General features: G+C 48.7%; 1 protein-coding gene (running past one end of the window). It reads left to right on the top strand.

All coding sequences use genetic code 11. The features are described from left to right. A protein-coding gene (locus tag EHS89_RS08925) for a DUF4347 domain-containing protein (RefSeq protein ID WP_124925806.1) crosses the window boundary here: on the top strand, positions 1-15,961 show its beginning. Its footprint extends 21,728 nt past the window's final position; only the first 15,961 of its 37,689 coding nucleotides appear in the window; it begins with the start codon at positions 1-3; its stop codon lies off the right edge, out of view.

The following is a 15,961-nucleotide window of genomic DNA, read 5'->3' on the forward strand; positions in this document are numbered from 1 at the left end:
ATGAGCAAGTTGTTCGGTAAGGGAAATAAGCTGCGTAAGGCGGCTAAGAAAAAACAGAATCTGCAGTTGGAAGCGCTGGAAAACAGAGTCCTGTTATCTGCTGATTTAGGTATTACCGCCAGTGATCTTCAGCAACCGGAGCATACCGATGTAATTGAATCGGAGCAGCAGCTGGAAGCCATCGGTGCGGGTGAGTTTGAGCCTCAGACGATCGCCGTTGATGACTCGCTGACACGATTAGCTGAAGGCTTGGCTGCTGGTACAGAAAGTGCTGCGGCTCCCGAAGAGCTTCAAAAAGCCGATTCCGCTAAAACTGAAGCGGCAGAAGATATAGCGCTTTCCCCTGAAGCTGTGTATCTGATGCAAAAGATGCAAGCCTCTTCAGTAATTATCCTTGATGCCGGCGTCCCCCAGCTGAAATCAGTGGTTAACGAACTACTTAAAAGCGCTGAAACTGATGTTCAGCAGTTAGTTGAAGCTGCAGTTGCGAATAATTCTGTTCCTGTTGTGGAGGCCGCCCCCGCCTTAGACACTGCGGAGCAGGATGATATTTCAGCACAGCTGATCGGTCTGTCTATTGAAGAGCAGCTTGGTTTTAATGCAGATCGGGACGTTAAAGTCTTTGTGCTGGACACTGAGCAGAACGGCGTTGAACAGATCAGTTCAATTCTTGATTATTTCGACAATGTAGCCGCAGTGCATCTGCTAAGCCATGGTTCCGCCGGTGCCCTGTTCCTGGGTAGCTCAAAAATCAATAGTCAGCAGTTGCGCCAGAATCAGCAGCAATTAAAGCGCTGGGGTGAAGCCCTGGCAGATGATGGCGACCTGTTATTGTATGGCTGCAATGTGGCTGAAGGCACGGTTGGTATTGAGTTTATCGAGCAGCTGGCTGCACTGACCGGTGCTGATGTGGCTGCATCCGATGATGATACCGGTAATGGTACTAATGCTGACTGGGACCTGGAGCAACGCGTTGGTCAGGTAGAGGCCAGTGTATTTGTCAGTAGCGCAATGCAGGATGTGCTGGCACCAACAATTAATCTGGAAGCTGATGCCGGATCTGCCGCTACCTTTACTATTACCAGTGCTGGCAGTAGTTCAGCTACGGTAACTGTCGCGGGAGCCAGCGCTGACAATTCAGAATTGAATGGTTCCAATACTAGTGTTACTGAGGTTTGGGGTAAGAGAAATCAAAGTAATACCCTGAACTCAACCAGTGCTACTGCGCTTACTTACTTTATCCGTAGTAGTGGGGATATCTTAGTTTATAAAGGCGCCAGTAAAGTCCTGACAGCCCATAATATTGAAAATATTACTGCAGGCTCCGGTAATGATCTTTTTGTGTTTGAGAAAGGCGCTAGATTAGCGGGTCCGCTGGATGCAGGTGGTGGCGTTAATACACTGGCTTACGCTGTCCCTGCCGGTGTTACCGCGCCGAGTGGTTTTAGCGCCTACGCTGGGGTGGTGAATGTGGATCTTACCGCAGGTACCGGCAAGGCCAGTAACATCAATAGCGGATTAACTAACGGTATCAATCATATAACTCATGTTATAGGCGGTACTCGCGGTGATACGGTTAATGCGGATAGTGCAGCGAATGAACTTACCGGTAGTGCGGGCAAAGATACCCTTAAAGGTAACGGTGGCGCTGACGTAATAGACGGTGGCGCTGGTAATGATACATTGGCAGGTGGGGCAGACAATGACACTTTGAAAGGTGGAGCCGGCGATGATGTTTATATTTTTGATGCTAACTGGGGCGCCGACAAAGTAACGGAAACGGCTCAGGCAGGTAATGATGCGCTGGACCTGCAGGCGATTAATTCTGATATCAGTATCAGCATTAAGGATAGTGCTATTTCTGGCGGTGGTATTTTAATTGATGCCTCAGCAGCAAATACAATCAGAGATGCCGGCGGCGATGGCGCTAAATACATTGAACGTGTCATCCTGGGTGACTTCGAAAAAACATATTCACTGACATTTGCCGATGACTGGGCTAAAGGGCTGCAAGGAAGTGGCGACAAGCGCACCCTGGGTATACATGGTGTTACAGCAACCGGTGCGATCAAGGCTATCGCTGAAGTTGCCGCTGTTACTCTGGATTTTTCTGCAGTTACCGCCGATCTGATATTTGAAATTGATGCGTCGGGTCAGCTTACTGTTTCTGATATAAATGCCGACGGTCATGTTAATCAGTTGGTGCTCTGGGCTGAAAACGTTACCGAGATAAAGGGTGGTCTGGGCGACAATACCTATAAATTTGGTAAAGATGGGGCGGTTGCCGGCCGTATCATTGCCGGTGCTGCGGGGCAGGCTGTCGGTAAAAATAATACTCTGGATTACTCCGATTATACCGATGTCACGGAAAAGCTGGTTCTGGTCAACCTGGAGAACTTTAGTGCCCCTGGTATTTATGGCCTAGATTCCCTGGGTAGAGCCAATGCTGGCGGGTTTGAGAAAATCAATCTGGTTATTGGTGGTTCACAAGTCAAATTTATGACCGGTTCCGATGGCCGTAGCGATACGCTTGAGGGAGGGGCTGGTAATGACTGGCTGGAAGCCGGCGATGTTGGTGCGAGTCAGACCGGTGATACTCTGGCCGGTAATGATGGTAATGATCTGCTTGAGGGTGGCAACGCGCGGGATAATATCTCCGGTGGCAGTGGACAGGATATCCTTACCGGTGGACGGGGCGATGATACCCTCGATGGCGGAACTGGCAGCGATGAACTGCATGGAGGACTGCAGAACGATACTCTGATCGGTGGTGCCGGCGCGGATAAGTTATTCGGTGATGAGGGCGATGATAAGCTTCAGGGGGGAGCGGGTAACGATGTCCTCAGTGGCGGCTCGGATAACGGTAGTATTGGCGATACCCTCAGCGGTGGAACTGGCGATGATATTTATAAATTTACCAATGGCTGGGGCAAAGACACTGTTGTTGAAGCTAAGAACAGTGGTACTGATACGCTCGACTTCTCTGAAGTCACTGAAAAAATAACCCATGTGTTATCCGGTAACAACTTAGAGTCTGGTACCGATATACCAACAGTTGAAATAGATCTGTTGGGAGGCTCGACCTTTGTAACTTACGATGGATCAGGAGCCACCACAGGAACACCGGTATTGCCTTCAACGGGTACGCTGACAACTGATTTTAGCGGTTCTTCTAATCTTGTTTCAGTTAAAGACTCCAACCTGCAGCATATTGAGAAGATTGTTGCGGCAAACGCTGATAATACATTTGTTTTCGGTAATGATTCCGGGGTTAGTCATCTCTCCATCAATGAGCCCGATTTTGTCACTGCGGTATTGAATCTGAATACTGTTCTGGAAATTGATACCAGTGCAGCGGCGGCTTATGCGGAACGCGATGTTACCATCGTTACCGTAAACCAGGCGATAGACAGTGGCTTTCAGCCACAATCTATTCAATGGGATTTTGATATAAGTGGTGTTGAGCAGGGCGAAGATACTTTTTACGTTGCCGGTGATCAGGTAGCGGCTTTTTCGACTGGTGATAAGATTGGTGTCAGTGATTCCGGCTCGTATATCCCCATTCCGGGTTTTACAAATAACGGTTTGTATACCGTAGTCCGTTCCTATGCTGCGGATATAACCGATCCGGCCAGTGGCGCAACAGTTCAGCGTACAGCGATAGTTGTCAGTGAGGCGATATCGGTAGAGGCTGTCGGCGGTAAGCTGTCGAAGAGTATTGCGGGTGTTTCAGCCTATGCTGCTGGTGGTGCAAGCCTGACCCTGAGTGGTGATCATACTGCTGCGTTTAGTGGAGTGACTTCTTTTGCTATTGCCGGCTCTACTGATGGCAAGAATGACACAACCTACCAGCTACAAAGCGCAACACTGGTTGGCGGTAATACAGAATTAACTCTGGGTAGTGGTGAGTCGATTAAGGATCTGACCGTGGCTGCCAAAGGCTCGGTTGTTATACCAGGGAGTGCGTTGGCCGTTAAAAGTGTTGACCGGGGTAACGACGCATTTGTTATTGATACGGGCACTGATCAGACAGCATTTTTCGCTGTAGGTAAGAGTATTACCGTTAGTGGTGCTACTAAATCGTTTGGCTTTGACGGTATCAGTAATAATGGCACTTATACTATTACGGGTGCTTCATACAGTGGCGGGAAAACCACTATCGATGTTCAGCAGTCAATCACTAAGGCCGATGCTACAGGTCAATTATCCCGTAGCGTTGAGGTTGTTAAAGTTGATCGCGGCGGTGATGTTTTCAGCCTCAATGGTGATCAGCTTTCTAAATTCCAGCAGGGTGCGAAATTAGCTGTTACAGACAGTACTGGCAAGGATGGTGTTTACACCATCGGCAATGTCGAGCTCGTTGGAGGAAAAACGCAGATAACAGTACTGGAATCAGTAGCAAATACTATTGTTGTTGGCTCATTAGCTCAGGCCGATGCGATAACTAAGGTTGATACCGGGAAAACCCTGGGTGGCCTGAAAGATAATGGTGTTCGCACCTTCCAGGTATCTGGTGATCAGTCGCTACGTTATTCCGCTGGTACCCTGATTGAAGTAGAGGGCTCAACATCTAATGACGGTAAGTACCAGGTTGCCAGTGCTGAGTATTTGAGCGATAGCGATATCACCCTGATCACTCTGGATACTACGGTTGGCGCGGGAATTAAAACCACGATTACCAGCAGCAAAGCTGATGGTGCTGTGTTTGTTAGCAGCGATAAACTGGATATCAGAGGCGTCGATAACAGTAATGACACTCTGAGTGTCAAAGGTGATGAAACAGCACTGTTTAGTGGCAGTGCGGACCTGTTAAACAATGCCTATGTGGAATTCCTTGATAAAGATGGCAAAACGCTAACGACGTCGACGCTGTTTACATTAAGTAGCCTGGTTACGCCGACTTATACCGAATCGTTTAATCTGGAACTGGACTTCCGGGCAGTTAAAGAAGCACTTACATTCGAGTTTGATCGCGAAGTTGATGCCGATGGTGTGGTACATAACACCCTGACGGTCAGTCGGGATGCAAGTCTGGGTATTCCTGACTTCTTAGGAAAAAACATCGGTCGCCTGGGCAAACTATTTGATGGCGTTTTTGGAAATTTTAATAAGATTAAATTCTCCGATGTCGACGTTAATACGACGGTGTATGGCGGGCGCGAGGCCAATACCTTTGTTACTAAAGCTGGCACTGTATTTAATGGTGATATTGTTGGTGGCACCGGGCTGCGTAACCCAACAGAGATACTTACTCTGGATAATCTGGCAGGTGCGGTAGGCTCTCTTGGCGTAGGTTTACCTCCTGTCACTGTCCAGAATACACTCGACTTTTCCGATACCGGTTTCTTAACGGCGACCGGTGTAATGTTGGGTGACTCTGTTGGGGACCCTTATGCCAAGAGCTTATCTGTAGGCACCTCGGGCATTAGTGCCAAAGGTTTTAATGGCAGTTTGCAGAATATTGCTAATGTTACATATGGCTCAGGTTTAGACTTTATCACCGGTACCGGTGTGCTGGGTGGTATTGCAACAGATACAGCTGCAGCGCTGATAAATGCTGTTAAAAGCGGTAGCCTGAGTTCGATTACTTCCTTATTTAACGACAAATCCGATGAGCTTGGCAAACTCAACTTTGGTGCAAATACCTTCAGTGTTGATGGTAATGTGATAACCCGGTTACTACCGGGACCTTTGCAAGCGCTTGGTAATGCTTTAGCGCCGACGATGGCGCCAGGGTTTCATGTATTGTCTGGATTGAGTGGGGCTGATACCTACGAATTTAAAGGCTTCTGGGGAACCACGGTTGTTGCGGAAATTCCTGATCTGACGATTGCCGGAACTGCGGTGCCAGAATTTTTCGATACCCTTGATTTTTCCCTGGTAACGGCTGACCTGACTTTTACCATCGATAAGGTTGAATTGGATGGTGCGGTCGGTCTGGCTTCGAATCTGATTACTGTCGAGCTGACAAACCCTCCGGGCTCGGGCTTCCTGCCTGAGTTTCTGGCTGAGGCTGAAAGTGTCTTGCTGGGTAAAGTGTATGCCAACGATATAGAGAACCTTATTGGCGGTAAAGGTGTAAATACTTTCGTCTTTAAGCAGGGTGCTGATCTGCGCGGAACTATCAATCTGGGTGATGGCGGTAGTGCAGTGCTGGATTATTCCCAGTACGTTGATCCTGCAGTAGTTGATCTTGCTGCTGGTGTTAATCAGGTGTTAGTACCTACAGTTGACCTGGGCTTTTTTGGTAGCCTGCCGGGTATCAATCTGGTATTTGGTAAGGCCAGCGGGGTCGAGGGAAATCGTTTTGGTGGACTGACCTTTGGTGCTGATCCTTTTGAGAATAATGCTGTTTATGGTGTGACTGAAGTTGTTGGCAGTATTGGCAACGATACCCTGATTGGCAGTAAGTTTGGTGCTACATTTGATCTCAGCGCCGGTGGTACAGATACTGCCACCGGTGCAGCCCTTGGTGATCTTATAGTCACCGGTACTTCGTGGAACGGTACAGACACTAAAGCTACCAACAACGTTACAGTTAAGAGTGCGACTGATTCCTGGGTGCTGGATCTTACCACCGGTAAAGCGTATCTCGCTTCCGCCGGAACAACGTCGACAGCCGGAACGGCAGATTTTACATCAATAACTGCAAGTGACAGTTCTACAGCAGTAGTGGCTTCCGGGGCTACTGCGGTAGTCGATTTTAACTTCACACCTGTAGATGCAACTGACTGGTCCATCACTGTTGATGCGACAACCCTGACCCATACGGTTATCACTGATCCAGGCACCGGTCTTGAATCGGTGGAAGATGTTCTGACTGAACTAGTCGATCAGGTGAATGGTTTAACTGGATATACTGCTGCTTTGGTGGATACGGCGATTGTCGTTACAAAACTGAGTGGTGCTACGCTTGTTTTAACTGGCCTGGCCGATGCTGATTCTGCAATGTTAGCTCACGCCAGTGCGGCCAGTACTAATCTGACCCTGAGTGGTGTTCCGGCTGCCGGTGAACAGTGGAAAATTACTCTCGACGGCACTCAGTACCCAGCTGTAACGGGTACCACTCTGGCTGAACTGGCAACTGCATTTACGTCGCAGTTAAATGCTGTGACGGGCTACACGGCTGCTGTTGAAACCGTTGGCGTTACCGAGGTTATAACCATTACCCATCTGGATGGGCCAGCTCCGGCTGTCACTGCTGCGATACTGAAACCCGCAGGAACATTGACAGTTGATGCTGAGGCAGGTGTTTTCAGCCTTAACGTTGATATTGGCGGGACCGAAGAAACGACTGAGCTGCTGGCTTTTGATGCGAGTGCCCAGGATATTAAGACAGCGCTGGAAAAGGTTACCGGTATTAATGCAGGTCAGGTACTAGTTACCACCGCAACACCTGGTTTAGCCTGGAATATTGCGTTTGATTCTGCGCTGACCGCTCTACCTGTACTGACAACCAACACCAATGCCACTGGTATTACCCTCAAGAGTGGTATCACCAGTGACAACACTTCGGTTGGCCTTGTGAAGCTGCCGACTGCACCTGCCACTGGTGCCAGTACTCTGACTAATATTCAGAACCTGCAAGGTGGTAAAGGCAACGATACATTGATTGGCGATGCCAATGTTAATACTTTCACCTTTACCGGAGACTGGGCAGGTCATAACACTGTGTTCAGTAAAGGTGGCGCAGATACACTGCTGTTTGATGCGAATCCGGATCATACAGTACTTATTCCCGGAGGATATGCATTCCTGTTTACCGATGGTGGAAACACTGTCACTAAGTCAGTTATTGCATATGGATTTAACAGTAATGCGAAGATTGAGATTCCTGATCCGGCGTGGGTTACAGGATTAACGGCAGCATTAGGCTTTAATTTTGGTGTTTTCCTTGAAGCTGATGCCGCTGTAGCCGGGGCCGATGATTTTGCGCAAACGCTGACTGCTGCCGGCTTAGATGCTTTGCTAGAGGAGGCTGTGCAGCGTTGGTCTGTGTTGTCGATGGATGCAAACCTGACTGAAGAACTGAGTGGTGTCACTCTGACGATCACTGACCTGCCAGACAATGTTATTGGTCAGACGGTTGGTGATGTCATTCAGCTGGATGTTAATGCTGCGGGGCTGGGGTGGTTTGTAGATGCAACTGCCGGGACAGATGAAGAGTTTCAGACCGTTCTGGAGGGCGCTCGCTTTGCACAAGCAGATAGCCCGGCTGCCAACCGTATCGACTTGTTAAGTGTCTTGATGCACGAGCTGGGCCATGTTGCTAACCTGGGTCATGGCAGTAGCGCAGAGGGTGAATACCTGCTGATGAGCGACTCTATTGTTGCCGGTATGCGTATCGATCCCAGCATTGCTGATCTTAATGTAGGTCCGGTATCAGGCAGTACTTCTTTGCTTGCCAATGCCTCTGATTATTCAGGTGAAGCGCTGGCCCTTCTGGAAGGGCTGGATGCTTTTGCTACATGGGCTGGTGCATTTGGTGGCTATACTGGTCAGCTGTTCCCGGATGAGGGACTGCCTTTAGTTGATCTTACCAATGCAGTGTCCGGTGCACTGAGTGCTGATAACCTCAGTACTCTGTTTTCTGGCGTTAACGGTGCGGCTATTACCAGTGCAGTGAGTTCGTTACTGACTGATGCTGCAGGTTATTTTGACACCGCAGGTGATGCAGCTACTGCCGGAGGCCTGCTGGATACAGTAGAGGGTATAGATGTTTCTGGTTCAGCTAGTCTGAAACAGTTCACCGGCCGGGTGAATCTGGATACTTTTGATATAGAGGCTGCAATCGACCTCAATGGATTAGGTTTACCGACCGCCAGCACCTTTTTTGATATTACCGATCCTGCATTGAGTGATGCGGCAGGCTTTGTAGATACTTTGCTGGAGGCTTTCCAGTTAAGTATGCCGGTTACTGATACCGATACCACAAGGGTCAGGGGTGATCTCGAACTGGTATTTGAATTTGGTGTAGATGATAACGGCGAGTTTTATGTATTGAATCCGGGTCTGGAAGCGAAAATCCAGATTGGTGAAGATGCAATAGATATTACTGCAGTTGATACAGCGACCCGCACATTAACTTTAGCCGGAGATCAGTCTGAATTAAGTGTTGATGATGTACTTAATATTAGTGGTTCGACCAATAATAACGGTAATTATACTGTTGACAGCGTGGGTGCCTGGGATGAGATAGCTAATACTACTGCTATCGTGATGGTTGAAGATCTGCAGGACGATACCGTTGATGGTATTGTCCGTAATACTGTCGATCTGGCCGGTTTGAATCTTGGTCCGTTAGGACTGCAGGTCGATGATGGTGTCGTCGCCCTGAATGCATCAGTAGGCCTGGGTGTTGATGCCCGACTTTCCAAGGCTGATTTAGCAGCTGCGCCAACCCTGGCTTCACTGGGAATTGATAGTCCGGTATTGGCTGCGGATAATGATTACCAGGTTAATCTGCCGCTGCAGTTGAGTGCCGGCTTAGCGGGGCTTTCGGATGCCAGTATTGTATTTACTGCGGATAGTTCGCTTTTGCCTGATACGGGCGATGCAATACTGTCAGGCTCAGATACTGCGATGGATCTGCTCTACGATCGTGCTCAGATTCTGATCCCTACGGATGCCAATTTTACCAACCTGTTAGCCTTTAACGGCTTATCACTGGATATGTTGTTAGCCGCGGTTAACCAGCTGTTAGATACGCTGGTGGGCGAAGCGATAGATGACCCGTCAACCGCATCAGTCGATGAACAGGGCTTGCTTTTCAAAGAGCTGCCTGCTGTGGGTGTAAGTCTGGTTGATGTGCTGGGCGGAGACGCTACCGGTGACTTCCTGACCGGATTTAAAGATGCTATTCAGACCGCGATTGCGGCAGCAACTAACTTACAGCAGGTAGAAACAGAGATTAATACCGCGCTGACCAGCTTGATGACCAGTATTGGAATTGATCTGGGCGGTACTGAAATAGTCGATCTTCGTTATCAGGATTCCAGCTTCCTATTCGATCTTGACCTTGGTTTTCAGGTTGATAAACAGGTGCCACTGGCGCTTGATCTGGCCGATTTCCCACTTGACCTGACAGGCCTGGGGCTGACCGAACTGCCGCTGACGCTTGAAGCCGAAGTGAATCTGGATGCCTTAGCCTATATGGATCTTCATATGGGTTTTGGCTTCGACCTGACCAATGTTGCAGATCCTAAATTCTTTGTTGATGATGCCACAGGATTCAGTGCCGGCGTAGATATCACCGGTACTGATCTTGAGTTTGTTGCGGCACTGAATATTCCAGAACTGGGCGAACTTGGTTTCTTTGGCAAAGATGGTTCTGCCAATGTTGGTCTGGATATGCGTATTGGCATGGCCGATGATAGCGAAGACAGTGATGGCGATGGCGTGAACCGCTATGTTGCTACGCTGGGTACCGGCCTGACCAATATAAAGAATGCCGTATCATTTACCGCGCAGGGTGAAGCTGATCTCGATATTAGTTTGTTCTTCCCGTCAGAAAACCTGCCGATGGGTGGTTCGACTGCCGATCTGAATAATGATGGCCTTGCCGATAATGTGTTGCAGCTTCAGGCCAGCATCGATCAGAACGGCGACTTTATTTACGAATATGTTATTCCTAACCTGCTGCCGGCTTTTGACCTGTTTGCCATGCTGAACGATCCATCGGCTATTGTTGGCGGACTTAATAGTATGTTTGATGCATTTAAAGATGCATTAGACAGTCAGTTTGCCGGTTTGATTATTCCAGCCCTGGGTGACGAGCTTAAAGACGCGGCAAACTTCATCGATGATGGCGATTATACAACCGGCGATGATCTGCGTGATCTGGTAGTGGGCCTGAATAGTGAGGCTGATGGTAGTGGTATTTATACCAGTGGAATCGGCAAGCTGCTTAAGGTTGGGGTGCAGGAACTTAACCTGAACGGAGCCACCGGCGGATCGATTAGTTTGCAACTGGGTGATCAGGATACCGGTATCATCAGCCTGGGCGCTGACGATGTAGCAACTGCCCTGGCTATTCAGGGTGCCCTGCGGGCCTTCAGCGATCCTAAAAAGACCGATGGTTCTCTACTCTCAGCGGTGACGGTTGAAGTTTCAACCCCGGGTATTTTCGATATCGTGATTGGTGCGGGTTATCAGAAGTTAACGGTAAGTAGTGATCTTACCGGCGCCACTGATGTCGCTGAAATCTCAAAGAAAACCACGCTTGATATTATCCGTGAAGCCCTGTTCAGTATTCTGGGGCCTCAGAGTGCCTCCAACCCAGATGGTGTTGGTTTACTGAAAATCGCTGATTATAACGACGATGGTTCGCCGAAGATTGATCTGACTGGTCGCCAGGTTTATCGCGATGTGGCCAGCCCCGATGAAATTATGCTGGTCGCTGATTCCGAACATATTCAGTTCAATGTGATTTTAGCGGGCAATATTTTCAACAAAGCAGTACCCCTGAACTTTGATCAGGCCCTGCCCGGACTGGGACTGCAGGTCGATGCAGATATTCAGCTGCAACTGGATTATCTGTTTGGTTTTGGCTTTGGTTTTCAGGCTCAGCCTGATATCGCCGATGTGTTCTACTTCGATACTGCCGGAGTTACGGCTGGTGGAGAAGAGTTTGAGCTGGCGCTTTCTGCAGTGCTTGACCGGGATGCCACTATGGGAGCGACCTTAGGCTTCCTTGAAGCGCAGCTTGCTGAGATAGATGATTATCATATTGGCCTGGATGATTATGAAGTCAGCGAACGGCCGAGTGGTGCCTACGGTACCTTTACTTTTGATATCAAAGATACCGGTACCAGTGCCAGTGATGACCGGCTAACCCTGAAAGAAATTAGCAATGTAACTGCTATTTCAGACATATTCGTTGCGGCGTTAAAAGGTTCTGTTGATGTCGACCTGCGGGCAGACTTAGGTTTTACCGGGGTTAATTTCTTTGAGCTGGGCAGCGATATACATCTTTATACCGATCTGGAATACAGCACTGATACCGGGTTTGGCTATACTCCGCCGGATGTCCTGCTGGAAGGGATCTATCTTGACCTTGGTAGTTTTGTCACCGACTTTATCGGTCCTACGCTGGCAAACATTCAGAAAGTAACCGGCCCGTTGCAACCTATTGTTGACCTGTTATACACCGAAATTCCTGTATTGTCGGATCTGTTTGGCCCCACTACGCTGATGAGCCTGGCACAGGAATTTATTCTGCCACTGCCGCCTATTGATCCCCGGGTCACTGCGGTGCAGAAAATCATAGTCGTAGTTGATGCTATTGCAGAATTAATTACGACAATAAACAGTATCCCGTCGGCAGCTGCAGGGCGTATCTACTTTGGTGATTATCAGGTTGGTTTCGGTGCTGATGGCAGCACAGTCGCTGCAGATCCTGCAGATGATGCTGCTTTTGATCATGAGAAAGAGTTGGATAAGTCGGGCAAGAATGCTCCGGACCAGAGTACCAAAGACTTCCTTAAGAGTAATGTCAGCAAAACCAAAGGCAAACTAGAATTTCCTATTCTTACTAAACCGAGCTCAGTATTTAACCTGTTGATGGGTAAAGATGTTGATCTGTTTCTCTATACCTTGCCATCGGTAGGCCTACAGTTCGATATCGATAGAACTTTCCAGTTGGGCGGACCACTTATCGGTCGCTTCTTCGGGGGTATCGACTTCGGTTTTGATCTGGCCTTTGGCTTCGATACTTCAGGTTTAAGGCAGTATATTGACACTACTGATATTCCTGCCGGTGATTTTGGCGATCCGACCAAGATTCTGGAAGGTTTGTTCCTGTCTGACCACGTCTATGACAGTACCAATCTGCCGACCAATAGCGATGTGGTTTATGAAATTGGAGACAATCCGGAAGCATGGCTGCGGATGGATCTGGGTGCCGGGGTGGGCGTCGGTATCGCTGGTCTTGTTGAGGTGCTGATCAACGGTGCGGTCAGTGCCGAGATTGAGTTCGATTTTGCTGAATCAGAATTTACTATTGGTGGTATTCCTAACAAAGATACCTATAAAGATGGCAAGGTTACCTTCGGTGAGCTCACCGAGCGAATTACTAATTACGGGCCGCTGTGTCTGATCGATACTCATGGAGAGCTGTCCGCGCGCTTATTTGCTTCTATCTGGGTAGGTTTGGATGCGGGCCTGTTTGAGATCACCATTTATGAAAACGAATGGACTTTCTTTGATGTAGTTCTGGCCAGCTTTGATCACCATTGCGCGCCTAAAACGCCTCCGATTCCGGCCCATATTGATCCGGCTGACAGTGGCCATCTGGTACTTAATATGGGTAGCCAGGCGTCGAAGCGTTTCGGTAATCATCCTGACTTTACCGATCCGGCTCAGGCCAGTGACTGGCCTGATCATGACGGTCAGAATATTGATACTGTTTATGAAGTTACCCGAGAAGACGTGGTTCAGTACAACCTCGATGCCAACTCTGTCAATTTCGGTAATGCACTAAAGCATGCTGACGGCACTACTGTTAAACGTGCTGCTACCGTCGTTAAATTTAACGGCTTCCGACAAAATTTCTATGACTATGCCGCCGGTCATGAAGGTGATGAAGATTACCGTATTAATAACATCACTAAGATCAGTGGTAGTGGCGGCGACGGTGTCGATGTTGTTGTTATCGATGACAGCATTACTGCAGATGTCGAGCTACATGGTGGTAAAGGTAATGACGCCCTACGGGTGAATGGTAGCGGTGTTGCCAAACTCTATGGTGATGCTGGCGATGATGTTCTGGTTGGCGGTAGCGGTAATGATGTCCTGGAAGGCGGTAGTGGTAAAGATGGTATTGCCGGTTTTGGAGGTGATGATTACATCGATGGCGGTACTGAAGATGACAAGATCGATGGCGGCCTGGGCGATGATTACATCCTTGGTGGTACCGGTGCAGATACTATTGTCGGCGGTAAAAACAAGCTTGAATCAGGTCAGACTGATAATGACTATATCGATGCTGGCGCAGGCGACGATACCGTGCTGGGTAATGCGGGTTCCGACTGGATCTTAGGCGGTACCGGTGATGACCGCATTCAGGGTGGTACCGGCGATGACTTTATTTTTGGTGGTAATGAATCGAATACACCCGAAGTTACCAAGGATGATGCGGATAACGATATCACCATATTACACGGGGATATAATTTCCGGTGGAGAGGGGGCCGATGTTCTTCTGGGTGAAGAAGGTAATGACACCTTCAATTGGCAGCGGGGCGATGGGGCTGATATTTTTGTCAGCGGTGGCGGCGGTGCCGATAGCGTTGCTATTACCTCTTATAGCCGGGACGAGTTCGGTGTTATTTCTGCAGCTACAGACGATACCGTTAAAGTCGCTACCACACTAACTGATAATACCCCGCAACAGTTTACTTATATCGGTGGGGCGCCAACGCCTGGCGCAATCACACGGACTGTTTCGCAAGCTGATAAGGGTGTAAAAACCACCCTCAATGATGGCGTGAGCACTGATACACTGATCTCGACGTCCATTGAAAACTTTGCCATCGATACCGGTGATGGTGCCGACAGCGTTTATATTGGTGATCTGCGGGGAGACCTGTCAAATCCTGTCCAGTCGATGACCGTTGATCTGGGATTGTCTTCAACTACACGGCCTGTTTTAGATACTTCAGCCTATGTTGAAGTGACCCGTTCATCTTTCCCGGCCGGTGAAAATGATGATACTGCGCCTGTCGTAACTCTGACGACACCAACCAATGCGCAAATTGTCACTATCTTCCAGAATAACGGGCTGTCAACCAAGATAGGAGTCCCGGTTCAGGATCAGGACGATACCTTAGCCGTAGCGGCGGGCGAGATCTGGAAACTTAATGTTGATGGAACAGAATATACCTATACGACTAATGCCTCCGACGGCCTGACACGTGAGGCGGTGGCAAACGGATTAGCCCGGGCAGTTAATAGTGGTAGCAGTGGCTATGCTGCGACCGGCTTTGCCGGTGCAGAGACCAGTGCAGTTGCACTGGTGGGTGGTAACGATAACCGGAAAGACTCCGTATTTATCCACGGTGGACAGGCAACTTCGCTATTCGGCGAGTCCAGTGTGTATGGTGATCATAGCGCTGACGATGATGTATTTAGTCTGACGACTAACTACGGCATGGTTGAGGTGGAGCGCTCTGTTTTCGATGATAATGATACGCCGGATAACTTTTCCGATGATGTTTCTACCAGCGTGATGAGCTACACCATTTTGAATGCTCAGCGCGACCTGAATGACCCAACTATCCTTGGTAATACAGCGACCTTCACCGATGACAATCTGACCATTCTTGGCCAACAGGGTAATGATCAGATTATTGCCAGCAGCGTCGACGATAATTTGATTGCATTGCATCTTAAAGGTGATATCGGTAACGATAAAATTATTGGTTCTGACTTTAGTGATGTCATTGATGGCGGTGAAGGTAATGATGCCCTGACCGGCGGTACCGGCGTTGATTACTTCCTCGATTCCAGCGGTAACGACACCTTAATTGAGACGTTCGATCAGGATATATCTCTGTTCGGCAATACTTTTGTTGTCGGTACCATTCTGGGTAATGATGGTAATGCGCTGACTAAGTACAGCAAAATTGCCGAACAAGATGCGAATGACAAAGCTAAGGACACCAATGCCTCTATTACTATTCGTGATACGGGTGATGCTGATACAGCGACAAATTATCAGGTTTATCTGAATGCACCTGCCTCGGCAAATAGTCAGAGCACACTGGTTAAGACCGGTAACCAGTGGGAGATAAAGCTTAAGGGTGATGTTAAAGCAGGTCAGGTTTGGAACCTGACGGTGGGTGGAACAACCTACAGTTATACTGCAGGCTCTCTTAACCCGGATACTAACGACACTACTGATACAGATCCGCTATCAATGGTAGTTGTGGCAAATCGTCTGGCGGGCTTGATTAATACCAAAC

The organism is Amphritea balenae, from assembly GCF_003858655.1.
Taxonomy (GTDB): Bacteria; Pseudomonadota; Gammaproteobacteria; order Pseudomonadales; family Balneatricaceae; genus Amphritea; species Amphritea balenae.